We start from the raw sequence: 24,513 nt of genomic DNA, 5'->3' as shown, positions 1-24,513 counted from the left end.
CTTGTGTTAGTGATGAACCAATTTATTGAAAAAGATCCGCTCTGATCTAAATATAGCGGGTGTATTTTTTAGGGTCGAATGCTTCGCGAATAGCCTCTCCGATAAAGGTCACCATCACCAATACCAATACAATCGCAGTAACAACTGACACCACAATCCATGGTGAATCGAGATTCGACTTGCCTTGCTGTAACAAGTCGCCCCAACTTGGCGTCGGAGGCATCAACCCTAACCCTAAATAATCAAGTGCAGTTAATGCTGTGATATTTGCCGCAATGGTGAAGGGGGCAAGCGTTACAATCATTACCATGGTATTAGGCAAGATATGTTTAAACATAATTCGAGCAGTAGAGGCTCCCAATGCTCTCGCAGCCATCACATACTCACGGGCAGATTCTTTATAGGTCATGGTTCGCATGTACCACGTCATCCCCATCCAACCAAAGAGCACATTGATAGCGACAAATAACGAAAAAGTGGGCTGAGTGATCGAGACCAAAATCATAATGACGTATAAGAATGGCACCATGGACCAAATTTCGATGACACGCTGGGCAACAAGATCGAACTTACCGCCCCAAAAACCCATCGCACACCCTACCGCGACGCCTATCACATAAGAAATCACCATAGTACTTAACGCAAATCCCATCGCGATACGAAAGCCATAAACCAGCCGAGCTACAATGTCGCGGCCTATGGTATCCGTTCCTAAATAGTGCTTATCGACAAAGTTCGGTTCGGTAGGTGGGAAATCACCACTAAAATCTTGCTCATACGGGTCCCATGGAATAATAGGTAATAATACCCAATTGCCTTCAGACTGTTGCTGGTATAGCGCTTGAAGCTCCCGATAATCGGTCTCTTTTTTATATCCTAAGCCAAATTCCGATCCTGCACGAACATCACTTACGACAGGAAAATGCCATTGCCCGTTATAGCTGACGATGAGCGCTTTACTATTAATAAATAATTCAGCGACTAATGATAAAAGCAGTAATACAGACAAAATAATAAAGGAGTAATACCCTCGTTTGATCTGTTTAAATCGCAGTAGTTTTTTTCGAGTTAATGGATTAATTGTCATTGATTCACGCTCCAAATTTCACACGAGGATCAACCACCGCGACACACATATCAGACAATATATTGCCTATCATTAGTAACACGGCATTTATCGCAACAATCCCCATCACAACGGGATAATCACGCTCCATAATAGCTTCATACCCCAGTAGTCCGACTCCATCTATATTGAAAATCACTTCAATCAGAAATGAGCCGCTCATAAAAAAGAGTAATGAATTACCAAAGTGGCTCGCAATAGGAATCAGGCTATTACGCAAGGCATGTTTACGAACCGCCGTTTTAAAAGGTAAACCTTTGGCTATAGCTGTTCGCACATAATCCGCAGATAGGTTTTCCATTAAGTTATTTTTCATCGTCATTGTTAGCGTGGCAAAATCACCAATGAGATAACAAATTAGCGGTAATACCGCATGCCACATAATATCTTTAAACTGTTCCGCTATGGTTTCGTAATCATCAAAATCATCCCCAACAAAGCCCCCCATCGGAAACCACTCTAAGTGATAGCTAAATAAGGTAATCAATAAAATACCAACCACATACCCCGGCAATGCGTAACCAACAAAAATCAGAATGGAAGAAGAGGAATCAAAAACACTGCCATGACGCATGGCTTTAAAATAACCAAGAGGGATAGAGATGAAATAGCTAATAAAAAACGTCATACCACCATAAAAAGCAGAAACAGGGATACGCTCAGCAATCATATCCCAAACAGGTTCGTAGTAACGGGTCGACTCACCAAAATCAAGCACAACAAGTTTGCTCAACCATTCGGTGTACGCTTCAAATACAGGCTTATCAAGACCATAAAAGGCATTCAGCTCAGCAATTTGATCATCCGAAAGCGCATTGTTTCCGCCAACAGCCGTGCTAGTAGATTGCACATCCCCCTTGGCCTGCATACTGGCAAGTAGGCGTTCAACTGGCCCACCCGGAACAAATCGAGTGATAGTAAATATAAGTAAGGTTACACCGATAAATGTAGGAATCACCAACATTAACCGCCGTAAAAAATATGACAACATCGACGACACTCCTTGTCGTTATTTATCTTTGTCGCTCTGTATTAGAATTTAATACTATATTAAAATTAATAACAAGGATTATCACCCTACATCAATAAGATTAAGTGGTGATAGCAAACTATTTATTAGGTGATTTATCACTAACAACCTCAAATGTAATCTTTTAGTACCGTGTCAAATTCAACTCAATAAACGCATAAAAGCAAAATAACGCCCCTTCACATAATTAAGTCAAATATTAAAGCCTAAGTGTAGTTAGTTGAATTTATAAACCATAACATACTACTACTCTGAGACATGTGACTCTTAAAATTACATTTAAGCAGAATATTCAACAAGTTCTAAAAATTGACCACGCCATATATAAAACTGTAACAATATTAAAGTAAGCACCGTCAATAATATTGTTAATGGATGAACATGATGGAAATAAAAAAAACAATACGGAATGGAATTCCCAAAGAGCATATATTTTGTTTTTTCATAGCAAATATTCTATTTGCTAATAGTAGCCATGCTGATATTAATAATATTGGTGGCTATTTATCACTAACGTACACATCTAATTATTTTGACACCGATGATCACCGCAGCATTAGAAATTTAAATTGGTCAGGCAATCTAAATTACACATTTAATAATAACCACACTTTTTATCTCGACTCTGGCGGCTACCGCGTTTATGAAGATGAAACGGGTACTTACTTAACGGATACCGTTATTGGCATTAAGAATAATGAGATATTTCCATGGGGAGAAACCGGCCATATTGGTTATGCCTCCCAACTCACTTTACCGACGTCGGAACTATCAGAGAAAGATGAATTATATACGGCTTTACGACTTTCGATGCCAATCACTAATAAATGGGACAACTTTAATTACTTCTTCACGCCCAGAGTTAAAAAGAACTTTCATAAATACAAAACAGCGGGAGAGAAAAACTTAACCGAATGGGTTGCATCATTTAATACAGGGGTTGGTTATAAGTGGCATGATTTTAAAGTGAACTTATCCCTTCTAGCAGGTACAGGCTGGAACTACCATGGCACTCGATATGACTGGGACTATTCAGGCGCATTAACGGGTCTTTGGCAAATAACACCACATTTTTACACCGCCCTTTCCACCTCTAATTCAGGTGTCTACTTCGATGCTGAGCGTGGCACTGTTGGCGATATAGACATATTCAATCTCAATACAGCAACATATTCAATCGCTGTTGGCTATTCATTTTAAAATACAAAAGGAGTTTGTATGAAACGATCACTGGTCGCATCCAGTATTATCTCTGCGTTATTTCTCGCAGGTTGTGGTGCTGATGACCAAAGTTATGACCTTGTTGAAAGAGATCCTCAACAAGTAACTAAAAGAGATATTAAAACTGACCAAGTTTATCTTTATATGCCATCAATGGCAAAAGCACCACGTTATGCCGTTAGCATGGCGCCATTTATGCAAGGTCAAGAAAAATTGGTTCGATTTTTCTATACTGAGGAAGGTTTAGAAGTACGCCAATTAAGCCCAGATGTCATTAGCCAAGCTCAGATAAATAATAATGATTTTGGTCGTTGGTCCGATATTGACACAAACTTAAGTCCACTACTTAAACTACCAGGTACTTACCAAGATTACCGCTGTAAAGAAGATGCTTACGATGACTGTACAAATAAAGAAGAAGAAAACAAAGACGATGATGTAAGTTGGAAAGATAAAAAGTTTTTTACACCTGATTATACCAAACTTGCTGTATTAGAGCGTGATTGGGATGATTTATTTACCTATTCAACAGGGTGTTATACTGCCGTAGGACCAGCTCGACTCGCTACCGATTGGGAAGGTTATGAATTAAAAGATGGCGCACTGAATATTGAACTTGAGCAAGACTATCAAATTTCAAATAAGTGGAACTGTTTAGTTAATGCCTTATTTCAAGGCAATGACGGACTCGATTTCAATAACCTCACTTTCACGGTTTCAAACTTTTATTCATTTGTCCCTCTTGATGCAGTTCAAAGCCAAGACTATGAACCTGTGCTTTACCCTAAAGGCGATGAAGATACTTTTGGTATGTTTGCCTCGCAAGTCTCTCGTCCCGATCACTTGGGGAACAACACTCAAGATGGTAACCGCATTCATTACATGCATCGCTTCAATCCAACGCAAGCTACCGTCGATTACCACCTGTCTGATAGTTTCAATGTTGACCCAACAACCCAGTTTTATAAGCAAATTACCCTTGATGTCATTGAACGCATTAATCCACAACTAACCAAAGTTGGTGTACCAGCAATTACGCTGCACGAGCCTTCTGGTAAGCGATCAGGCGACTTACGCTACAACGTCATTAACTTAATTCACGAACCCCTACAAAATGGCTTGGCTGGCTATGGTCCATCAGCCGTCAATCCAGTTACTGGTGAGATCGTCCACGCACACGTCAACCAGTATTCAGGTGTACTAGAAAGCATTGCTCATCGCTTGTGGGATCGTATCGCGATCCAATATAACCAAGGTAATGTACAACCAATGCCAATAGAAGAAGGGGCTTTTGAATCCACTGAACCGATGACATTTTCCCATTCAGCAAGTACTGGTCAACTTGGTGAAAGCTCGGCAGATTTACAAGGCGCAGTGATATCGAATACGTTACCACCAGCAGCACAAATGCTGGCGAGCGAACCACTTGAGAGTGCATTAAAAGCACTTAATGAACTCAATAAAATTCCGCAAGATACGCTTACCCCCGTTGATTTAATCAAAATTAACGAACTCGAAAAGCGCCTGTGGGCTGAACACAATATGTTCCCAGTTTCTAGTTTATGGTCAAGCACAACAGAGAAAATGCTGCCGACTATGATAGTGGCAGGGCAATCAATCGATTTCACCTCTGAAGAGGCATATGTCTGGGCTGATAATGAAAAAACCCAACTTAAACGCTGGGACGATCTCACAATTGAGCAGCAAACACATGTTGGGCGTATCTTAGCTGGCATTTATTACGCGAAAACATTAGTCCATGAAATTGGTCACAATCTTGGGCTACGCCATAACTTCCAAGGCAGCAATGATGACACCAACTTCTTCACCAAACAGCAAGCGCATAATCACGGTTTAAAATACATTCCAGCGTATAGCTCTATCATGGATTACAACCCATCAATGATGGACGCGCTCCCTGTATTTGGCTTATACGATAAAGCCGCATTGCGTTTTGCCTATAAGCGCCAAGTTGAAATATCAACCTTCGGTGCAAAACCCGATTCATCCGCAACATCACCGGAGTACTTCAACTTAAACGCTTATGATAAAGAACTTAAAACCGCTTTCTTTGCTGAAAACTCCCACCTTGACCCACGCTTAAGCGATGGTGTTTTGAGTGCAGCCGTTAACGATGCGGTATTAGATGATAAATGGAGCGACAAAGTACCTGGTGACAAAGTGCTACGCGAATTTAAGTACTGTACCGATGGTAATGTCAGCTTAAATACCGATTGTAACCGTCATGATGAAGGACGAAACCACAGCGAAATCAACGATTACAATTGGCAGCGTTACTACGAGCACTTCCCATTAAATACGCAGCGTAATAACCGCAAAAACTTTGATGAATCAACACTTAGTGATTACGCAATAGGTCGAGTCAACACCTTCATGAACTGGCGTGAAAACATTCAGATGTTCGATCGTATGTCGCAATATCTCGGCTGGAGCGATGCAGATCGCCTATTCATCGCCAAAACAGATCCTGTCTGTACTGGTCAGATGGAAATATGGCCTGTGTCTGATTTTAATTTCGATTACTTCTGTGGCATGGCGCAAGGTATCGACGAGCTAAGAAACAACTTAGTGAATATCGTCATACAACCAGACCACCAATGTGAAGTGCAAGATACGACTGGAGAAATAAGTTATCGCACACTCAATGATGTTATCTATCAAAGCACAGTACGTAGCCAGCTAGATCAAGGGGAAGTGCCACGTAGCTGTTTCCACCCAGCCGTTGAATCATACTTAGCCAGCCAAGGACAAACAGTCCAGGCTGAAGCTGGTAAAATGCTCAACAGCGGTAAAGCACCCAACGTGAATCCGAAGTTTAACTATGTCGGCATGTTTGACTACTACGGTTTCTGGCCTGATAAGTTTGCAGCTATGGCTGCATTACTAGAGCGAGATGGTATTCGTCGTACCACTGACCGTACAGATAGCGCCTTGGTTGATTTACCTTACATTATTCCTACCGGCGGAAACGGTTACATAAGATACGATATATTTAAAACACTGCTGGACGACATTGCTTTGGGTACCAACAATACACCAACGCTCTTAGACGCCGAGTTATTTAGAGATCGTCAAGGTAAAGCTGTTGCACCACAAGGTGAGTTCACTATATTTGAAGTGGACACCAAAGTAGAAGCAACACCTTATTACGCCAAGAACCTCAAGCGTTTCTACAACTTGCCACATAAAGGTGAGTACAGCCAGATTGAAGCGTTACTCAAATTGGTCGTGCAATTCAGTGATAGCCAAACAGGCTATTACACCAACGGTGACAAATTAGCGCAGTATGTTTCACTACGTAGCAGTAACGATCATGTTAGCCAGCTAGAGACTTTTGTTCGTCAGAATGGTCAAAGTTACTATGCAGGCCCAGCGAATGGGTTAGCGCTACAGATGATTCAATTCACCAATGAATTAAACCAACTGCTAGACCCAAGTATCGATAACAGCACGCTTGAACTTAAGCACATTACATTGACTCAGTTTGAAGATTCAGAGCAACAGCCTAAACTGCTCAAACTCGCCAATCGTTATCAACAAGTATTAGAAATTCTACCGCTTGATAACCGATAAATAACCCTTTCCCTAATACGAAAACAGGTCGCCTAAGCGACCTGTTTTTTTTGAACATAAACGTAATGAATTACGCTTACTTCGCAGCAACCCATGCAGGCACATCTGCGATGCTATCTAGCACAACGGATGCAAGGCTTTCACCTTCTTCTGTCACTGGCTTACCAGTACGAACTAAAACTTTCGAACCGACATTGGCCGCTTGCGCCGCTTTCATATCATCGGTTTTATCACCGATCATAATGGAGTTTTCCATATCAATTTTTAGGAAATCACGCGCTGAGATGAACATACCTGGATTAGGTTTACGACATTCACAAGCTTGTAAGTAATCACCTTGGCCTTCCGTTGGGTGATGCGGACAGTAATAAATCCCATCAAACTCAACATCATGATCAACAAAGTTCCAATCCATCCACTCTGTTAAAGAAAGAAATTCATCTTCAGTGTACATACCACGTGCGATACCAGCTTGGTTCGTCACAAGTACTAACATGTAGCCCATTTCTTTTAATTTCTTACATGATTCAAAGACACCTTCGATGTATTCAAAGTCATCTACAGTATGAACATAACCGCGGTCAACATTAATAACACCATCACGATCGATAAAAACTGCTGGTTTGGCCAAAGGTAAGCCCTCTATATTTCATTTCGCTAGATTATGGCACGACAGCAGTTGCGATTCATCTATTTACAGCTTTAAGGAGGATATAGAGAGGTCAGGATTTAGCAGGGTGTTTTTAACACGAAATCCATTTAGCCATCTAGACGTAAAAATATCTATTGACTTAGCCATCCAGACTGCTAATCTCGTTATCAACATAACGCGATTTAATTCAACTTTTCGCACAAACGCGTTACAAATACAATACGTATAACCACAAAACGCATTATTTTATCTGGTATCTAGGAAGTTCGATGATAGAAATAAATAGAGTAGACAAAGTGTTTTATCAGGGAGAGTTAGAAATACATGCTCTGCGTGATATCAACCTTACCATTGAACAAGGTACTATTTTCGGTGTTATTGGCTCATCGGGTGCTGGTAAAAGTACCCTGATCCGTTGTGTCAATTTGCTAGAACGCCCTAGTCGCGGCCAAGTGATTGTCGATGGCGTTGACCTAACTCAGCTATCCAATCAAGAATTAACCCTTGCTCGCCGCAAAATCGGCATGATCTTCCAGCATTTCAACCTACTTTCTTCTCGTACCGTTTTTGATAATGTAGCCCTGCCCCTTGAGCTCGCGAATAAATCAAAAACAGACATAAAAGCCAAAGTGACAGAACTACTTCAATTGGTTGGGCTGTCAGACAAACACAACAGCTACCCCGCTAATTTAAGTGGCGGCCAGAAACAACGTGTTGCCATTGCGCGCGCACTGGCTTCTGAGCCCAAAGTTCTACTGTGTGATGAAGCCACCAGCGCATTAGACCCAGCAACGACCCAGTCGATCTTAGAACTACTAAAAGAGATTAACCGTAAACTAAACCTCACCATTTTATTGATCACTCACGAAATGGATGTGGTTAAAAACATCTGTTCTAAAGTCGCCATCATTGGCGATGGTGAGCTAGTAGAAAAAGGCCCAGTCGGCGATATTTTTGCCCACCCAAAAACAGAACTCGCGCGGGAGTTTATTCGCTCAACATTGGATCTCTCTATTCCAGAAGATTACAAAGCGCGGATGACAGCGGAACGCATTGAAAACAGTTACCCTCTCATCCGCTTAGAATTCACAGGCGCTTCTGTTGACGCTCCGCTGATCAGCCAAGTAGCACGTGAGTTCAATATTGATATCAGTATCTTAAGCTCAGATATGGACTACGCTGGCGGTGTGAAATTTGGCCTGATGTTGGCTGAGTTTTATGGTACGGAACAAGCAGCCGAAAATGCGGTTGCCTTCCTTCGCGATCACAAAGTTAACGTAGAGGTACTAGGTTATGTTGCTTGATTCTATTACTACTTGGTGGCAAACCAACGAACGCTTAGTTCAACTGTTAATTGAAGCTCTTGGCCAAACATTAACTATGGTATTAGCCTCTGGGCTTATTGGGTTTATTTTGGGGATTCCGCTAGGTGTAGCACTTCACCTCACCAAAAATAACGGCCTAATGGCAAACCCAAAACTCAATAAAGTACTGGGTATTGTGGTGAACATTGGTCGCTCAATCCCATTCATTATTCTACTTGTCGCGATTATACCGTTTACCCGCTTTATTGTAGGTAGCTCGATCGGGACAGCTGCAGCCATAGTGCCACTCACCGTCGGAGCGATTCCATTTATCGCTCGCTTGGTTGAAGGGGCATTATTGGAAGTTCCAACTGGGCTAGTTGAAGCAGCGCAAGCGATGGGCGCAAAGCCAATCCAAATAATAACTAAAGTACTATTACCTGAAGCGCTGCCGGGCATCATTAACGCTGTCACTATCACCTTAGTAACACTGGTAAGTTACTCGGCAATGGCCGGAACCGTAGGTGGCGGTGGCCTAGGTGATGTGGGCATCCGTTATGGCTACCAACGCTTTGATGGCACCATCATGGCAATCACCGTCATTATGCTGGTTATCTTAGTACAACTGATCCAGTCGCTTGGTGATCACTTAGTCAAACGTACCGACCATCGCTAATCTTAGTATCACGTAATAACAACGTATCACCGAACACAACAACATATTATGACAGTGAGTTAGCCAAGTTAACTCACGCAAAAAATCAGGGAATACCCCGCAAAGGAGAAGTAACATGGCGTTTAATCTAAAAAACATTTTTGCAGTCGCAGGGTTAGCATCTGCACTTGTACTAACTGGCTGTGGTGAAAAAGAAGCCGCGGTTGATAATACCAAGATTAAAGTTGGGGTAATGGCTGGATCGGAAGCGCAAGTGGCAGAAGTGGCAGCTAAAGAAGCCAAAGACAAATACGGTCTTGATGTTGAGCTGATCACCTTTACAGACTACGTGTCACCAAACGCAGCGCTTGAAGAAGGCTCAATTGATGTGAATGCGTTCCAACACAAACCTTATCTTGATCAGCAAATTACTGACCGCGGTTACAAATTCACCGTTGCTGGCAATACCTTTGTTTACCCAATCGCAGGTTACTCAAACAAGATTAAATCGGTTGATGAACTACAAGATGGCGATCAAGTCGCGGTACCTAACGATCCAACAAACCTAGGTCGCTCACTGCTGCTACTGCAACAACAAGGCTTACTGACACTGAAAGAAGGTTCAGGCCTAGCCGCAACGGTTCTTGATATTATTGAAAATCCAAAGAACCTAAAAATTGTTGAACTAGAAGCAGCTCAACTTCCTCGTTCACTGGACGACGTGAAGCTTGCCATTATCAACACGACTTACGCTAGCAGCATTAACCTAACACCTGAGCGTGACGGGGTGTTCGTTGAAGATAAAGAATCACCTTACGTAAACCTGATTGTTTCTCGCCAAGATAATGTAGACGCAGAAAACGTGAAAACATTCGTAAAAGCATACCAATCAGAAACGGTTTACACTGCAGCAAAAGACATCTTTCAAGGTGGTGTAGTGAAAGGCTGGTAATCCACTTAGCCCTATCGCTAGGCAATAATGTCTAACAAACCTAATATCAAGCCCCTTCGAAAAGGGGCTTGATTGTTTTCTTTCCTTCAGTACAAATCACACGCTATTTCTTCTTACCGCCACTGCCCTGCACCGCTTTAAATCGAGGGTTCGATTTGCAGATCACATAGACACGGCCTTTGCGTTTTACGATTTGGCAATCACGGTGACGCATCTTGGCACTTTTTAACGAACTTAATACTTTCATCATCTTATCCTTTTGCTGAACCAATTTGTCCAAAGCGACGGTTAAAGTTAGCCATACGCCCTTCAGAAGAAATAACACGCTGCTTACCGGTATAAAACGGATGCGATTCTGACGACACATCTAAGGTGTAATACGGGTAATCCTTGCCATCTTGCCAAGTGATCGTGCGCTCTGTTTGAAGTGTTGATCCAATCAGAAAATATTTATCAACGCTGGTGTCGTGAAAAACGACAGTGCGGTATTCAGGATGGATACCCGATTTCATGATGCTATCCTTATTATTCGCTTTGATTTTAATGTTACACTATAACAATTGTTATAATGTAACACTTGATAGCTATTCTCAACAACTTCTTCCTTGTTTATTTATGATAAAGTTTCTTCATCCTCGTTAACTTGAATGCGTGTATGTCTGTTTCTATCGAACCTGTTGGTGTTATTCACTCCCCTTACAAAGAAAAATTTGCGGTGCCTCGCCAACCAGGGCTAGTGCCAAGTGCGCGGGCTGAAATCGTATTACAAGGTGATGCCAACACCGCCGAAGCGGTTCGCGGCTTAGAGCAATTTAGCCATTTGTGGCTGTTGTTTTTATTTGATCAGAATCTAGAAGCGGGGTGGCGCCCAACCGTTCGACCACCTCGCCTTGGTGGTAATGAACGTATTGGCGTATTTGCTAGCCGCGCGACTTTTAGGCCCAATGGCATCGGCATGTCAGCGGTAGAGTTGAAAGGGGTACGCCAACAAAATGGCAATGTGATCATTGAATTAGGTGGCGTTGATTTGGTTGACGGTACTCCTATTGTGGATATCAAACCTTACATCCCTTACTCCGATAGCTTACCGAGTGCCCACGGAGGATTTGCAGCCTCAGAACCGCAAACTTTACCCGTCATTTTCAGTGACTCTGCAGTTAAGCAGCTACAAAAAGGCCAAGCTGCCTATCATCAAGCAGTGATCAGTGAAGTGCTGGCGCAAGATCCCCGCCCAGCTTACAAAAAAGGGAAAACTGACAATAAACAATACGCCGTACATCTGTTTAACTATAATGTCAGGTTCAGCGTGAGTTTTGACGCAATTACCGTTATTGCATTAGAGCCAATTGATGATGAATCCTTTGGCGAGTAACGGATTAGCTGATAATATAGATCCCTTCACATAAATTTTTATCAACAAACGGATACCATCAATGCGTACCAGTAAATATCTTCTTTCTACCCTGAAGGAGACTCCAAACGACGCAGAGGTTATTAGCCACCAGCTAATGCTTCGTGCAGGTATGATCCGTAAGCTGGCTTCAGGTCTTTACACTTGGCTGCCTACTGGTCTGCGTGTTTTACGTAAGGTCGAGAACATCGTTCGCGAAGAAATCAACAATGCCGGTGCAGTTGAAACTTTGATGCCCGTTGTTCAGCCGTTTGAACTTTGGGAAGAAACAGGTCGCTCTGAAAAGATGGGTCCTGAACTACTTCGCTTTACTGACCGTCACGCTCGTCCGTTTGTACTTAGCCCAACAGCCGAAGAGGTTATTACTAGCCTTGTGCGTAACGAAGTAAGCTCTTACAAGCAGCTTCCGCTAAATCTGTACCAAATTCAGACTAAATTCCGTGACGAACGCCGCCCTCGTTTTGGCGTAATGCGTGCACGTGAATTCTGCATGATGGACGCTTACAGCTTCGACATCGACAAAGAAGGCCTGCAAAAGTCTTACGATGCAATGCACGATGCTTACTGTAAAGCATTCGACCGTATGGGTCTTGAGTACCGTCCAGTACTGGCTGACTCTGGCGCTATCGGCGGCAGTGGTTCTCAGGAGTTCCACGTACTGGCTGAAAGTGGCGAAGATTTAATCGCATTCTCTTCAGAGTCTGATTACGCAGCAAACATCGAAAAAGCAGAAGCACTAGCACCTGCTACTGAGTTTGCAGCACCAACGCAAGAAATGACGCTGGTTGATACGCCAAACGCAAAAACAATTGCTGAGCTTGTTGAGCAGCACGATTTGGCTATTGAGAAAACAGTTAAGACACTATTCTTCAAAGCATCTGACGAAATCGAAGCTCCAATCGTTGCGCTTATCATCCGTGGTGACCACGAGCTTAACGAAGTGAAAGCGGAAAACTTAAAAGAAGTTGCTGCTCCACTAGAGATGGCAACAGAAGAAGAGATTCGCGCACTGATCGGCGCAGGCCCTGGCTCACTAGGCCCTGTTGGCCTTGAACTACCATTCATCGTTGACCGCACGGTTGCAGTAATGAGCGACTTTGGCGCTGGCGCTAACGTTGACGATAAGCACTACTTCGGTATCAACTGGGGTCGTGACGTTGAACTTGGTCAAGTTGAAGATCTACGTAACGTTGTTGAAGGCGATCCAAGCCCATGTGGTCAAGGTACTCTACAACTAAAACGTGGTATCGAAGTGGGTCACATCTTCCAATTAGGTACTGCCTACTCAGAAGCAATGAACTGTGGCGTACTTGACTCTAACGGTAAAAACTCAATTCTAGAAATGGGTTGTTACGGTATTGGTGTGTCACGTGTTGTTGCATCAGCTATTGAACAAAACTACGACGAAAACGGCATCATCTGGCCAGCAGCTATTGCACCTTTCCAAGTGTCTATCGTACCGATGAACATGGCGAAGTCTGCAGAAGTTAAAGAAGCCGCTGAGAAGCTATACGCTGACCTGACTGCTGCTGGTATCGAAGTATTATTCGATGACCGTAAAGAGCGCCCTGGTGTTATGTTTGCAGATCACGAACTGATCGGTATCCCTCACACTATCGTTATCGGTAACCGTAGCCTTGAAAATGGCGAGATGGAATACAAAGACCGTAAAGACGGCAGCAAGGTCGGTGTACCTGTTGCTGAGATGGTTGAGTTTATTAAGCAAAAAATGGCTTAATCCTTCTCTCTAAGCAATATCTTAAAGCCTCCCTCGTGGAGGCTTTTTTATTGGTCCGCCTTCGGCCTAATCGAAAAAGACTTATCCTGCCAGACAAGACCTTGTATAGTTAAACAAAGATAGTCAGGATGTTGATATGGCAAAGGATAAGCCTAAAATCAGTTTATTACTCAGTGGTGGCGGTGCGCGCGCAGCGTATCAAGTGGGTGTACTCAAAGCCATTTCAGAATGGTATCCACGGGTACATCACAGCCCTTTTTCTATTTACTGTGGTACTTCCGCAGGAGCTATCAACGCCACCTCTATCGCCTGCTACGCGTCCTGTTTTCGCCTTGGTGTGAAGAAACTAGAATGGATTTGGGGGCGACTCCACAGCCGTAGAATTTTTAAATCCAGTCCATTAGGCATGACGGGCTATTTAGCCCACCAGTGGTACGCCCGGATGCAAGCTCAGCACCACGAAAGACCACCATTTGGTTTACTTAATAATCGTCCATTGCGCGAATTGCTCAACCAAGTCCACAATTACGATCGACTTGAAAAACAGATCATGGCTGGCAACTTAGAGGGACTATCCATTACGGCCTCAAGTTACAAAAGCGGTTTATCAGTGAGCTTCTTTCAAGGCCAATCCCACCTATCTGAGTGGGATCGCGCTAAGTCTAAAGGCCGCCGCGCTATGCTCAATACCGATCACTTAATGGCATCTGCCGCTATTCCTTTAGTTTTCCCCGCCAGTCGTATCGGTCGCCATTATTATGGGGATGGTTCTATTCACCAATTAGCCCCATTACGCCCTTCACTCAAAATGGGCGCTGACAAAATTCTGATCATTAACTTAATCAACCAGAAAATTGAACCGTCTGAGCATATTCAAACACCAGGGTTAGCAACCTTAGGTGGCCATTTAATGGATACGATTTTCAGCGATACATTAACCGCTGATTTAGAGCATCTCGATCGAACTAATCGCTTATTACAAACCTTACCTACGACTGCACGAGAAAATCTCAATATGAAGGTAGTCGATCATATTCACCTTTTCCCAAGCCAGTCTTTTGAGCCACTCGCGCAAGATAATTACTGCTATCTGCCACCAATGACACGGGCATTAATGAGAATGATAGGGATCAGCCCACAAGACGATGCTGCCATTACGAGCTATATATTGTTTGAGCCAGGTTACATCAAGTCACTCATACAGCTCGGATATGAAGATGCACTTCGACAAGAAGGCGAACTCAGAAACTTTTTAAAATAGAATCAGTTAATTATTATCAATTTTAACAACAAACGGTTGATCGACGCTGAATTTTGCATATAGTGATTGCCCACCCTTTATTTCGATGATGATATGGATCCAGCTCTTTGGGATAAATATGCGGATGCACCACAGAAACCGAGAAGAAAACCGCTCGGTGCTGACGTACGCCTATTGATCCTACAGAAGCTCCAAGGCAAGCTTGATTTAGCACTGCTATTTGAAATTTTCACTCGTGAAATGGAAAAGCAAATTGATATTCATCGGCTAATTTGGGAGTTAGAGGGCACTGCGACTCTGATCCGTAGAGGTAAAGCGACCGAGTATCGTCAAACATTTGTACTTCGCTTTGGTGAAAATGAGCTCGGCAAACTCCAGTACTGTACCCCTTACAAACTGGACCAAGACGAAATCAACTTGCTTCATACCTACCATCGACTGTTTGCCGGCCCATTAGCAAATGCGATTGAATACCGTCGAGTGAAAAACCTCGCTCTACAAGATTACTTGTCGACCTTGGGAAACCGTACCAGCTTTGAACAAGATATTCGCCATGCAATAGCATTAAGCGAACGCCGCAATGTAGGGCTTGTTCTAATCATTTTTGATTTGGATAACTTTAAACAAGTGAACGACCGCTTTGGTCATCTTGATGGTGATAAAGTGATCCGACGATTTGCGACCATTTTAAAAGATGCCGTGCGTGCAACCGATCGCTGTTATCGTTTAGGTGGGGATGAATTTACCACGCTACTCCAACCCGCAACGGGGGAGTCTGCCAGTAAGGTAGCAACTCGTATCCAACTATTAATGAAGCAAGACCAAACATTACGCGCACTTAATATCAGCGTGTCTTTGGGTTATGCGCACTATCAAAAAGGCGATACATCAATTTCGTTAATTGATCGAGCAGATCGCCAACTGTACCAACACAAGCGCCAAAAATAACCACACCTAGCACGTTAGTATCCCCTTTTAATCCTCTTTCTTAATATTGATCAAAGCCTCGCTATTCACGGTATACTAATCTGCAAATGTGAATCATTCGCTGAATCTACCGGCACCTGACACTGGTACATTGAGCTAATGATTTAATTAAGGATGAACTAATGAAAGTACATGAGTGTTGCGAATTAATCCGAATGAACTACGCCCAAATTGGTGGTGGTGAACTCGGTTATATCCCCAATGCAATTCACTGTGCCATCAAAGCGCTTGACTACGTTGCTGCGAATACGGATTTACCCAAAGAAGTGCGTGAGCGTGCAGCATACGCTGCTGCTAACCTATTAATGAGCGATCACGAGGATTAATCATGAAGCTAACCAACTTTGAAACCATGGATGCCGTGATGTTGATGAGCATCGTCAATATGAAGATCCGTGATGAGTTTGGTGACCTTGATAATCTGGTGAAGTATTACGAAATTGATAAGGCCCAGCTGATTGCTCGTTTGGCGAGTGCAGGGTTTGATTACTTGCCGGAAACAAAGCAATTTCGTTAAGGCGCTAGCCCCAAAAGACTCACAAATTTAGAGCAATAAAAAACGGAAGCCAAAGCTTCCGTTTTTTTATTGCTCGAATACATGACTCATGTATTTACTTCGCAGATTCCCTAACCTTTAAAGATAGGCAGTAAGTTCGCCATCGCGAGTAAATGGAACGCAGCAGTCAGTACCCCGAATGCGATCACTACATAAATAGTCACATTGCCACCAGGTACTACAAACCCTTCTTGTTCTGGCTGTCTTTGACGTAATTTTTTTGCCAACATAGCAGGGATAATACAGGTCCAAATCGTAGCGGCGGCACCGGCTAAACCAATTGCAGCAACAAAACCAAATGGTGCGACTAACGAGAAAACCAACGGAGGAAGAAAAGTTACACCCCAGGTTTTTAATCTTCCTTGCTTAGTATCGCCAAAGCCAAAAAAGTCAGCTAAGTAATCGAACACACCTAAACCCACACCGATAAAAGATGAAACGATCGCGGCAATAGAAAAGACATGCAGTGCTTGTTGAATGCTATTTGAATCTATCGCTGAAGTTAGCGCCGACATCAATACATCGACCCCGCCACCCGCAGTCACAACAGGACCAAACGCCTCACGCGATACATTACCAAAGATACAGATCACCCACCCTAAGTAAAACGTAAGGGCAATTAGCGTCCCGCCAAGGATCGCCTTTTTAGCTTGGTGTTCATCTTGGTAGTAATCACGCATCGTACTGACCGAGTGGTGGTAACCAAATGATGTTAGCGCGACAGGCAATAGAGCGAGTGCATAAGCCGAGTATGGGGTTCCACCTTGAGCTTGTTCAAACAACACAGGCACACTGATATTTGAAGCTAACCCAGAGATACCCAATACAAAGCTGATGACCATAAAGAGGATCAGTACAATAGAAATACGATCAACAGCACGGGTCGAGTGCAATACAAAAGCTGAACAGAATGCAACAAACAGGACAGAAGCCAATTCACGCGTCACACCCAAGATGTCACTAAAAATCATACCTGATGATGAGATATAAGCGTAAAGCAGAATACCACCGACAAAATAAAGCGATAGGTTATTAATAACGTTAAGTTTATTGTTTAATAAATCTTTGGTGACGGTATTAAATGAGGCTTTAAACTCGTAATGCTTAAGTGCTTCTAGTAACAACCATCCAGAAAGTGTCATCATGATCATTGTGAAAGAGATGGCCACCACACTCCATAACGTCCACGCACCTGCACCGGCACTTGGCAAACCAAGCATGCCAGCCCCAACACAAACACTGGCGATAATGCACGCGCCCCCAAGTGTGGATGGTTTACTCATAATGACTCCTAGACAACAACAATAATGTATCAGCGTGCTAGTACAATAATATCTTCTGTTATTTTTAGCAACTAGAGAATGACCAACTGAACAATTATTCATCACCTTATAGAAAGAATTATCACATCCGTTAATCACTACATTTTATCGGGTACTGCTTGTATTCAACTGTAGCGGCCTCTTCCCCTATAAAGGTCACGGCTCTTACTCATTAAAAACGCCACGTTACCAATGAAAAAGCCGCTTGATCATCAAGTGATCAAGCGGCTTTTCGGTTATTCAATATTACAGTTAGAGCAATTATTTCATTTGAGCAAAATATGCGGCTACGTTAGCAATATCCGTATCATTAAGCATGGAAGCCTGTGGCTGCATCACCATCGCCATGCCACCTGTACGCTCTTTATTCTTGTAAGCTTTTAACGAGTTAACGAGATATTGCTCATTTTGTCCTTTCAGATTGGGATAACCTGGAATAACAGCAATACCATTTGCGCCATGACAGGCTGCGCAAATGGCGGCTTTCGCTTTACCCGCAGCAGGGTCGCCAGCAAGAGCAGGTGCTGACATAACAGTGGCTAACAGTGCAAGTGTAAGAACTTTCTTCATGAGGTCCTCTTTTATAGTTGTAGTTTCCTGCTAGTAATTGTGCCTGCTTTACCTTTCCAATGCACTTTTAATATCAATCGGATAGCGGATTGTGCCATGTGAGTTCACACTCTTGCCCAGCAAAACCATCCACCACAAAGAGACCAGCAACCGCCACTAATTGATCGCCATAATAAACCAATGGGGTACGGCGACGGTTCCAACTAGGCACCCCATACTCTTGGAATAGTTTTTTCAGCTTACGCTTACCTACCCTACCAACAGGCTTTACATTTATCCCTTCAGGGTTGAAACGAACCGAAACAATCTCATCGTTTTGAGGTAAACGAAGTTGACCATGTTTGCTTGGCATAAGCGTCACTCGACCTAACCCTTGTGGTAATTCACACGGTACAGAGCATGTGATAGGCAGCTGAACACCTTGGATATCAGGCCATTGTTGCACTAGGTATAGGCGCTGTTGATAACGTCGAATTTGGTGCTGTTGCCAATTCAGTTGTGGATTGGCATCTTGCTGCGCGAGCACCACTGAGTGCCATACTTGCTCAAGCTGAGCACAAGATGGCATCGCGACACCTTGCCGTTGAAGCCATTGTCGGATCAGGGCTTTACCTAATCGCTCTTGCGTATGTTCACTCAAGGCTAAACTGCCATCAACAGCAGTAGCAAGTGCAAGCTTGTCTGCTAAGAGTTCATCAAGTAAGGCCTCTTGTTCACCACATAAGACAGCACTGCGAGCAACAGCTTTACGTAACCCAGGCCAACGCTGTACTAATAATGGGGTTATCTGATGACGCAAAAAATTACGATCAAAACGAGTATCTTGATTACTGTCATCTTCTACCCAATCAAGGTTTTTCTGCTCGGCATATGCCTCGATATCCACTCGGCTTATTTGCAGTAATGGCCTAACATGATGGCCGTTGGCAAACGATGTTGATACAGGCATTGCTGCCAAACCTGCCGGTCCACTGCCTCGCTTTAGTGCCAGCAGCAAGGTTTCGACCTGATCATCTGCATGTTGCGCAGTCAGTAAAACATCGCCACGTTTGATGTGTTTTGCCAACGCTTGATAACGGGCATCTCGTGCTAGTTGCTCAAGGCTATCTCCAGAGTCTTTCATTAAAGTAACTCGTTCGACATAACATTGAATACCAACCGCTTTCGCCCACATATAACACTTCTCTGCCCACTCATTCGCATGAACATTTAATCCATGATGAACATGAACAGCATCGCACTGGTGATCAGGATGTAACGTAAGGTACTCGGCCATGACATCCAGCAATACACGCGAATCGATACCGCCGCTCAAGGCTAAAACAAAACGTTTTGACTTAGGCGAGTGGGACTGTAAACAAAGATGAAGCTGGCGATAAAGCGACGAGCGAGACATAGCAACCATGATCGTTGAAAATAAACACGGCGTCAGTATAACAATGAGAAGAAATAAGACGTACAAAGAAAGGGAAAACAAGCATAAAAAATGGGGCAGCCTAGTTAGGCTGCCCCATTGAATTTGTTATTACTTTAGTCACTGACTATCAGCAGTAACCGTAGCTCATTAAGCGCTGGTAACGGCGCTCTAACAAGGTTTCTGTATCTAGTGCATCAAGCTCTTCAAGCGTTGCTTTAAACTGCGCTTTTAGCCTTTCAGCCATCAGAGCCACATCACGGTGTGCACCACCTAACGGCTCTTCAATAATATTATCGATTAGCTCTAGTTCTTTTAGACGACCAGCGGTAATACCCATAGCTTCAGCGGCTTGTGGCGCTTTATCTGAATCACGCCACAAGATAGATGCACACCCTTCAGGTGAGATCACTGAGTACGTTGAGTATTGCAGCATATTCACGCAATCACCCACACCAATAGCTAATGCGCCACCAGAACCGCCTTCACCAACAACATTACAAATGATTGGCACAGTAAGGCCAGCCATTGCTTTTAAGTTAGTTGCGATAGCTTCAGATTGACCACGCTCTTCTGCACCGACACCTGGGTATGCACCCGCTGTATCGATAAACGTGATGATCGGCATTTTAAAACGCTCTGCCATTTTCATTAGGCGAAGGGCTTTACGGTAACCTTCTGGCTTCGGCATACCAAAGTTTCGTAACACTTTTTCTTTGGTTTCGCGGCCTTTCTGATGACCAATGATCATCACAGGGCGACCGTCAATACGTGCAATACCACCCACTAACGCTTTATCGTCAGCAAAAGCACGGTCACCGGCTAGTTCATCGAACTCTTCAAAAATGTGCTCAACGTAATTAAACGTATAAGGACGCTGAGGGTGACGTGCCATTTGGGCAACTTGCCACGCACCTAAATCACTGAATACTTTCTTAGTCAGTTCTAGGCTTTTCTTTTCTAGTTGTTCAATTTCTTTATCCAGATCAACCGACGCAGATTCATCACGACGAGAAACATCACGTAATGCTTCAATCTTGGCTTCTAGTTCAGCAATTGGTTGTTCAAACTCAAGAAAGTTCAGGCTCATACCACTCAAAATCCTTTTGTCTATCATCGTAAGCGATCACAGACATTATTAATTAAACTCAAGCTCGACTTGCTTCTCACCCAACAACCCTTTGAGATCAAGGATTAGCTTATCACTAGGCGTCACCCGCCATTCTGTGCCTAAGGTGAGTTTAGCGCGTGCGTTCGAGCGCTGATAATACACGTTCACAGGTACTGTACCTGCTTTGTGTGGCTCCAGCACTTGGCTGAAGCGTGCAAAAAACTGTTCATCAATCTGCCCCTCGGTGACCGAGATGGCAAGACCTCTTAAGTGCTTTTCTCTTGCTTCAGAGATATCTAACACTTCTCGCGCGGACATTTTAAGGCCACCATTGAAATCATCAAAGCTGACCTGTCCTGTTACGACCACAATTTTATCTTTTTCAATCAGATCGACGTAACGTTCTAACGCTTCAGAGAATAACATTACTTCCATTCGACCTGAACGGTCATCCAATGAAATAACGCCAATTCGTGTGCCGCGTTTGGTGGTAAACACTTTTGCGCCTATCACTAAACCTGCAACAGTCGCTACTTTATCACGTCCGGTTGGATTCGCATCTTTCAAGCGCCACGTTGTGTAATGTTTTAGCTCAGATAAATACGCATTAATCGGGTGACCAGTTAGGTATAACCCTAATGTTTCACGTTCACCCTCTAGCCATATTGCATCAGGCCATTCAGGGATGTTCGCGTAAGCATGTTCCACTTCTTCAGGCGCCGCCGTCAGTACGCCGAACATATCTGCTTGACCAAACGCTTCCGCCTGATGGTGCTGACTCGCCGCTTTAATCGCCGCATCTAACGTCGCCATCATAGCTGCACGGTTTGGCCCTAAACGGTCCATTGCACCGGCTTTAATCAATTTTTCCAATACACGCTTATTGACTTTTTTAGTGTCTATTCGGGCACAGAAATCAAACAAATCTTTGAAATGACCGCCTTTATTACGGGCTTCGATAATATTATCGATTGGGCCTTCACCCACCCCTTTGACTGCACCGATACCGTAAACAATGGCACCGTTATCATCGACATTGAAACGGTATAGACCTTTATTTACATCAGGCGGCAGTAACTTCAGCTTCATACGAAGACATTCATCTACCAAGCCGATAACTTTATCAGTGTTATCCATATCAGCAGTCATTACCGCAGCCATAAATTCTGCTGGGTAATGCGCTTTTAGCCAAAGTGTTTGATAAGAAACCAAAGCGTATGCTGCGGAGTGGGATTTGTTAAAACCATAGCCCGCAAACTTTTCTACCAAGTCGAAGATTTTCATCGCCAACTCGCCGTCTACGCCGTTCTTAATCGCGCCGTCTTCGAAAGTGGCACGCTGTTTCGCCATCTCTTCTGGTTTTTTCTTACCCATCGCACGACGAAGCATATCGGCGCCACCGAGGGTGTAGCCAGAGAGTACCTGCGCGATCTGCATAACCTGTTCTTGATACAGAATGATGCCGTAAGTGGGTTCAAGAATTTCTTTTAGCGAGTCGTGTTGCCATTTTTCATCCGGGTATGAAACCGCTTCTCGGCCATGCTTACGGTCGATGAAGTTATCTACCATGCCTGATTGCAAAGGACCTGGGCGGAACAAAGCTACCAATGCGATCATATCTTCAAAGCTATCGGGCTGAAGACGTTTGATCAAATCTTTCATCCCGCGGGATTCAAGCTGGAATACCGCGGTCGATTCAGAACGCTGTAGCATCGCAAATGACTTAGGGTCATTCATAGGGATAGACGCGATATTGACAGGCTCTTCGCCATTGGCAACAAGACGCGGGTTAACCATTCCCAGTGCCCAGTCAATGATGGTTAACGTACGCAAACCCAAGAAATCGAATTTGACCAAGCCTGCCGTTTCGACATCATTCTTATCGAACTGAGTAACTGGGTTACCACCTTCGGCATCGCAATATAAAGGTGAAAAATCAGTGATAGTGGTGGGTGAAATAACAACCCCACCCGCATGCTTACCGGCATTTCGTGTTACACCTTCAAGAATGCGACACATATCAATCAGGGCTTTGACTTCTTCATCGGCAGCATAAACCTGTGGCAATTGAGGCTCAGCCTCAAACGCTTTCGCCAACGTCATCCCCGGTTCAGCAGGTACCAGTTTAGAGATGCGATCAACAAAGCCATAGGGATGCCCTAGAACACGCCCCACGTCTCGAATGACGGCTTTTGCTGCCATAGTACCGAAAGTAATGATCTGCGATACCGCATCTCGACCATACATTTCAGCCACGTGATCGATAACCAAATCACGCTTATCCATACAGAAATCGATATCGAAATCGGGCATAGATACACGTTCAGGGTTCAGGAAGCGTTCGAAGAGCAAGTCGAATTCAAGCGGATCCAAGTCTGTGATATCAAGGGCATAAGCCACTAATGAACCCGCACCCGAACCACGACCAGGTCCTACTGGTACATCATTATCTTTCGACCACTGAATGAACTCCATTACGATCAAGAAGTAACCAGGGAATCCCATTTGGTTGATTACGTCGAGCTCGATTTTAAGGCGTTCATCATATTCAGGACGACGCTTCAGACGCTCTTCTTCATCAGGGAATAAGAAGGCTAAACGGCGCTCTAATCCTTCTTCCGACACTTTGACTAAGAAATCTTCAATAGTCATATCACCAGTTGGAAAGTTTGGTAGGAAATACTCTCCAAGACGAACGGTAACATTACAACGCTTAGCAATTTCTACGCTGTTTTCGAGCGCTTCAGGTATGTCTGAGAATAACTCACACATTTCTTCTTCGCTGCGTAAATATTGCTGATCGCTGTACAGTTTTGGACGGTTAGGATCCACGATAGTGTAACCATCGTGGATACACACACGAATGTCATGGGCATCAAACTGATCAGAGGTTAAGAAACGTACATCATTGGTCGCAACAACAGGCAAGCCTTGCTGCTCAGCCAGTTCTACCGCGAAATGCAAATACGCTTCTTCATCAGTGCGACCCGTGCGAACCAACTCAAGATAATAGTTATCTTCAAAGTGGGTTTGATAAAATTCAACACAACGGTTAATCAGGGTCTGATTGCCTTTGAGTAAGGCCTTACCCACATCACCACTTTTACCGCCAGAAAGTAGAATTAAGCCTTCTTTGTGCTCAAGCAGCCACTCTTTATCCATCACCACTTGATGGTGATAATGACCACGCTGATACGCTTTCGAGATCAACATCGTCAGGTTTTGATACCCTTCGTTGTTCGATGCCAAAATCGTCAAGTCACATAACTCGTCACCCATCTCTTCCGACTTCACTTTGAAATCAGCACCAATGATTGGCTTCATGCCTGCACCGTGCGCTGCAAAGTAAAATTTCACCAAACCACATAGGTTAGTAAAATCGGTTAATGCCATTGCGGGCATGCCCATTTCAGCCACTTTTTTTACCAATGGAGGTACTTTCGACAAGCCGTCGACCATTGAAAAGTCACTGTGAATACGAAGATGAATAAAACGAGGTTCTGCCATGACAACCAGATCAGATAGGTAATTTCGAGAGGGACATTGTGCCAGAAAACACCGCACGGAGCGCGCTTCTGACACAAATTTTTAGTGAGCGAATCAGTGCGT

The 24,513-nt window shown here is 43.7% G+C and carries 21 protein-coding genes; 11 read left to right on the top strand and 10 right to left on the bottom strand.

Annotated elements, in window-relative coordinates; genetic code table 11:
- Positions 1-46: 46 nt before the first annotated feature.
- Positions 47-1,087: an ABC transporter permease gene (locus tag OCU87_RS03375; protein WP_062690261.1), complete on the bottom strand. Its 1,041-nt coding sequence runs from the start codon at positions 1,085-1,087 to the stop codon at positions 47-49.
- A 4-nt stretch (positions 1,088-1,091) separates the two neighbouring features.
- Positions 1,092-2,117 (bottom strand): ABC transporter permease subunit, encoded by a 1,026-nt coding sequence (locus tag OCU87_RS03370; RefSeq protein ID WP_094955817.1) that lies wholly within the window; start codon positions 2,115-2,117, stop codon positions 1,092-1,094.
- A 420-nt stretch (positions 2,118-2,537) separates the two neighbouring features.
- On the opposite strand from OCU87_RS03370, the gene OCU87_RS03365 reads away from it, so the two are divergent.
- Together OCU87_RS03365 and OCU87_RS03360 are read left to right on the top strand one after the other, a co-directional pair.
- Entirely contained in the window at positions 2,538-3,356 is an 819-nt protein-coding gene (locus tag OCU87_RS03365; protein ID WP_261857837.1) for a porin family protein, read from the top strand.
- Positions 3,357-3,374: 18 nt separating this feature from the next.
- Positions 3,375-6,971, top strand: coding sequence for a zinc-dependent metalloprotease (locus OCU87_RS03360; RefSeq protein WP_261857836.1), 3,597 nt, complete (start codon positions 3,375-3,377; stop codon positions 6,969-6,971).
- A 76-nt stretch (positions 6,972-7,047) separates the two neighbouring features.
- On the opposite strand, the gene gmhB is transcribed toward OCU87_RS03360, so the two are convergent.
- Positions 7,048-7,602, bottom strand: coding sequence for a D-glycero-beta-D-manno-heptose 1,7-bisphosphate 7-phosphatase (gmhB, locus tag OCU87_RS03355; RefSeq protein WP_261857835.1), 555 nt, complete (start codon positions 7,600-7,602; stop codon positions 7,048-7,050).
- Between the two features lie 290 nt (positions 7,603-7,892).
- Here gmhB and metN point away from each other — a divergent pair, with 290 nt between their 5' ends.
- The 3 genes from metN (at position 7,893) to OCU87_RS03340 (ending at position 10,534) form a co-directional block, all read left to right on the top strand.
- Positions 7,893-8,927, top strand: coding sequence for a methionine ABC transporter ATP-binding protein MetN (metN, locus tag OCU87_RS03350; protein ID WP_261857834.1), 1,035 nt, complete (start codon positions 7,893-7,895; stop codon positions 8,925-8,927).
- Complete coding sequence (locus OCU87_RS03345) at positions 8,917-9,603, top strand: methionine ABC transporter permease (RefSeq protein ID WP_062690255.1); 687 nt, start codon at positions 8,917-8,919, stop codon at positions 9,601-9,603. The genes metN and OCU87_RS03345 overlap by 11 nt, the downstream gene beginning before the upstream one ends.
- 115 nt (positions 9,604-9,718) lie before the next feature.
- Positions 9,719-10,534 carry a MetQ/NlpA family lipoprotein gene (locus OCU87_RS03340; RefSeq protein ID WP_062690254.1) on the top strand — a complete coding sequence of 272 codons (816 nt, stop codon included), beginning with the start codon at positions 9,719-9,721 and terminating at the stop codon, positions 10,532-10,534.
- A 103-nt stretch (positions 10,535-10,637) separates the two neighbouring features.
- Here the strand turns inward: OCU87_RS03340 and ykgO are convergent, their stop codons facing one another.
- Positions 10,638-10,781, bottom strand: coding sequence for a type B 50S ribosomal protein L36 (gene ykgO, locus OCU87_RS03335; protein WP_048899969.1), 144 nt, complete (start codon positions 10,779-10,781; stop codon positions 10,638-10,640).
- Between the two features lie 4 nt (positions 10,782-10,785).
- The gene (locus tag OCU87_RS03330) at positions 10,786-11,046 is read right to left on the bottom strand and encodes a type B 50S ribosomal protein L31 (RefSeq protein ID WP_062690253.1); all 261 of its coding nucleotides are present in this window, start codon (positions 11,044-11,046) and stop codon (positions 10,786-10,788) included.
- Between the two features lie 143 nt (positions 11,047-11,189).
- Between OCU87_RS03330 and tsaA the strand changes: the two genes are divergently transcribed.
- The 6 genes from tsaA to OCU87_RS03300 all read left to right on the top strand — a co-directional run bounded on the left by tsaA (position 11,190) and on the right by OCU87_RS03300 (position 16,448).
- Positions 11,190-11,906 carry a tRNA (N6-threonylcarbamoyladenosine(37)-N6)-methyltransferase TrmO gene (gene tsaA / locus OCU87_RS03325; protein WP_261857833.1) on the top strand — a complete coding sequence of 239 codons (717 nt, stop codon included), beginning with the start codon at positions 11,190-11,192 and terminating at the stop codon, positions 11,904-11,906.
- A gap of 61 nt (positions 11,907-11,967) precedes the next feature.
- The gene (locus OCU87_RS03320) at positions 11,968-13,683 is read left to right on the top strand and encodes a proline--tRNA ligase (protein WP_261857832.1); all 1,716 of its coding nucleotides are present in this window, start codon (positions 11,968-11,970) and stop codon (positions 13,681-13,683) included.
- A 136-nt stretch (positions 13,684-13,819) separates the two neighbouring features.
- Positions 13,820-14,944, top strand: coding sequence for a patatin-like phospholipase family protein (locus tag OCU87_RS03315; RefSeq protein ID WP_261857831.1), 1,125 nt, complete (start codon positions 13,820-13,822; stop codon positions 14,942-14,944).
- Between the two features lie 93 nt (positions 14,945-15,037).
- The gene (locus OCU87_RS03310) at positions 15,038-15,892 is read left to right on the top strand and encodes a GGDEF domain-containing protein (protein ID WP_062690250.1); all 855 of its coding nucleotides are present in this window, start codon (positions 15,038-15,040) and stop codon (positions 15,890-15,892) included.
- A gap of 161 nt (positions 15,893-16,053) precedes the next feature.
- Positions 16,054-16,257, top strand: a complete 204-nt coding sequence (locus tag OCU87_RS03305) for a YaeP family protein (RefSeq protein ID WP_094955825.1) — start codon at positions 16,054-16,056, stop codon at positions 16,255-16,257.
- A gap of 2 nt (positions 16,258-16,259) precedes the next feature.
- A complete protein-coding gene (locus OCU87_RS03300; RefSeq protein WP_062690248.1) occupies positions 16,260-16,448 on the top strand; it encodes a DUF4250 domain-containing protein in 189 nt (62 codons plus the stop codon).
- 110 nt (positions 16,449-16,558) lie between these two features.
- Here the strand turns inward: OCU87_RS03300 and OCU87_RS03295 are convergent, their stop codons facing one another.
- The 5 genes from OCU87_RS03295 to dnaE all read right to left on the bottom strand — a co-directional run bounded on the left by OCU87_RS03295 (position 16,559) and on the right by dnaE (position 24,411).
- The gene (locus tag OCU87_RS03295; protein WP_062690247.1) at positions 16,559-17,770 is read right to left on the bottom strand and encodes an aromatic amino acid transporter; all 1,212 of its coding nucleotides are present in this window, start codon (positions 17,768-17,770) and stop codon (positions 16,559-16,561) included.
- Positions 17,771-18,070: 300 nt separating this feature from the next.
- Positions 18,071-18,379 (bottom strand): c-type cytochrome, encoded by a 309-nt coding sequence (locus tag OCU87_RS03290; protein WP_062690246.1) that lies wholly within the window; start codon positions 18,377-18,379, stop codon positions 18,071-18,073.
- A gap of 73 nt (positions 18,380-18,452) precedes the next feature.
- Positions 18,453-19,775: a tRNA lysidine(34) synthetase TilS gene (gene tilS, locus OCU87_RS03285; protein ID WP_261857830.1), complete on the bottom strand. Its 1,323-nt coding sequence runs from the start codon at positions 19,773-19,775 to the stop codon at positions 18,453-18,455.
- Between the two features lie 148 nt (positions 19,776-19,923).
- Positions 19,924-20,883, bottom strand: a complete 960-nt coding sequence (accA, locus tag OCU87_RS03280; RefSeq protein ID WP_062690245.1) for an acetyl-CoA carboxylase carboxyl transferase subunit alpha — start codon at positions 20,881-20,883, stop codon at positions 19,924-19,926.
- Positions 20,884-20,931: 48 nt separating this feature from the next.
- Positions 20,932-24,411: a DNA polymerase III subunit alpha gene (gene dnaE, locus OCU87_RS03275; protein ID WP_261857829.1), complete on the bottom strand. Its 3,480-nt coding sequence runs from the start codon at positions 24,409-24,411 to the stop codon at positions 20,932-20,934.
- Between the last annotated feature and the right edge of the window lie 102 nt (positions 24,412-24,513).

The organism is Photobacterium sanguinicancri (assembly GCF_024346675.1).
Taxonomy (GTDB): Bacteria; Pseudomonadota; Gammaproteobacteria; order Enterobacterales; family Vibrionaceae; genus Photobacterium; species Photobacterium sanguinicancri.
The sequence above is the reverse complement of the archived record's forward strand: the minus strand, read 5'-3'. Positions and strand labels throughout refer to the sequence as shown.

Bases quoted from the DNA above. Each gene is read 5' to 3' on its own strand.
- OCU87_RS03375 (WP_062690261.1), bottom strand. From the start codon at position 1,087: ATGACAATTAATCCATTAACTCGAAAAAAACTACTGCGATTTAAACAG.
- OCU87_RS03370 (WP_094955817.1), bottom strand. From the start codon at position 2,117: ATGTTGTCATATTTTTTACGGCGGTTAATGTTGGTGATTCCTACATTT.
- OCU87_RS03365 (WP_261857837.1), top strand. From the start codon at position 2,538: ATGATGGAAATAAAAAAAACAATACGGAATGGAATTCCCAAAGAGCAT.
- OCU87_RS03360 (WP_261857836.1), top strand. From the start codon at position 3,375: ATGAAACGATCACTGGTCGCATCCAGTATTATCTCTGCGTTATTTCTC.
- metN (WP_261857834.1), top strand. From the start codon at position 7,893: ATGATAGAAATAAATAGAGTAGACAAAGTGTTTTATCAGGGAGAGTTA.
- OCU87_RS03345 (WP_062690255.1), top strand. From the start codon at position 8,917: ATGTTGCTTGATTCTATTACTACTTGGTGGCAAACCAACGAACGCTTA.
- OCU87_RS03340 (WP_062690254.1), top strand. From the start codon at position 9,719: ATGGCGTTTAATCTAAAAAACATTTTTGCAGTCGCAGGGTTAGCATCT.
- ykgO (WP_048899969.1), bottom strand. From the start codon at position 10,781: ATGAAAGTATTAAGTTCGTTAAAAAGTGCCAAGATGCGTCACCGTGAT.
- OCU87_RS03330 (WP_062690253.1), bottom strand. From the start codon at position 11,046: ATGAAATCGGGTATCCATCCTGAATACCGCACTGTCGTTTTTCACGAC.
- tsaA (WP_261857833.1), top strand. From the start codon at position 11,190: ATGTCTGTTTCTATCGAACCTGTTGGTGTTATTCACTCCCCTTACAAA.
- OCU87_RS03320 (WP_261857832.1), top strand. From the start codon at position 11,968: ATGCGTACCAGTAAATATCTTCTTTCTACCCTGAAGGAGACTCCAAAC.
- OCU87_RS03315 (WP_261857831.1), top strand. From the start codon at position 13,820: ATGGCAAAGGATAAGCCTAAAATCAGTTTATTACTCAGTGGTGGCGGT.
- OCU87_RS03310 (WP_062690250.1), top strand. From the start codon at position 15,038: ATGGATCCAGCTCTTTGGGATAAATATGCGGATGCACCACAGAAACCG.
- OCU87_RS03305 (WP_094955825.1), top strand. From the start codon at position 16,054: ATGAAAGTACATGAGTGTTGCGAATTAATCCGAATGAACTACGCCCAA.
- OCU87_RS03300 (WP_062690248.1), top strand. From the start codon at position 16,260: ATGAAGCTAACCAACTTTGAAACCATGGATGCCGTGATGTTGATGAGC.
- OCU87_RS03295 (WP_062690247.1), bottom strand. From the start codon at position 17,770: ATGAGTAAACCATCCACACTTGGGGGCGCGTGCATTATCGCCAGTGTT.
- OCU87_RS03290 (WP_062690246.1), bottom strand. From the start codon at position 18,379: ATGAAGAAAGTTCTTACACTTGCACTGTTAGCCACTGTTATGTCAGCA.
- tilS (WP_261857830.1), bottom strand. From the start codon at position 19,775: ATGTCTCGCTCGTCGCTTTATCGCCAGCTTCATCTTTGTTTACAGTCC.
- accA (WP_062690245.1), bottom strand. From the start codon at position 20,883: ATGAGCCTGAACTTTCTTGAGTTTGAACAACCAATTGCTGAACTAGAA.
- dnaE (WP_261857829.1), bottom strand. From the start codon at position 24,411: ATGGCAGAACCTCGTTTTATTCATCTTCGTATTCACAGTGACTTTTCA.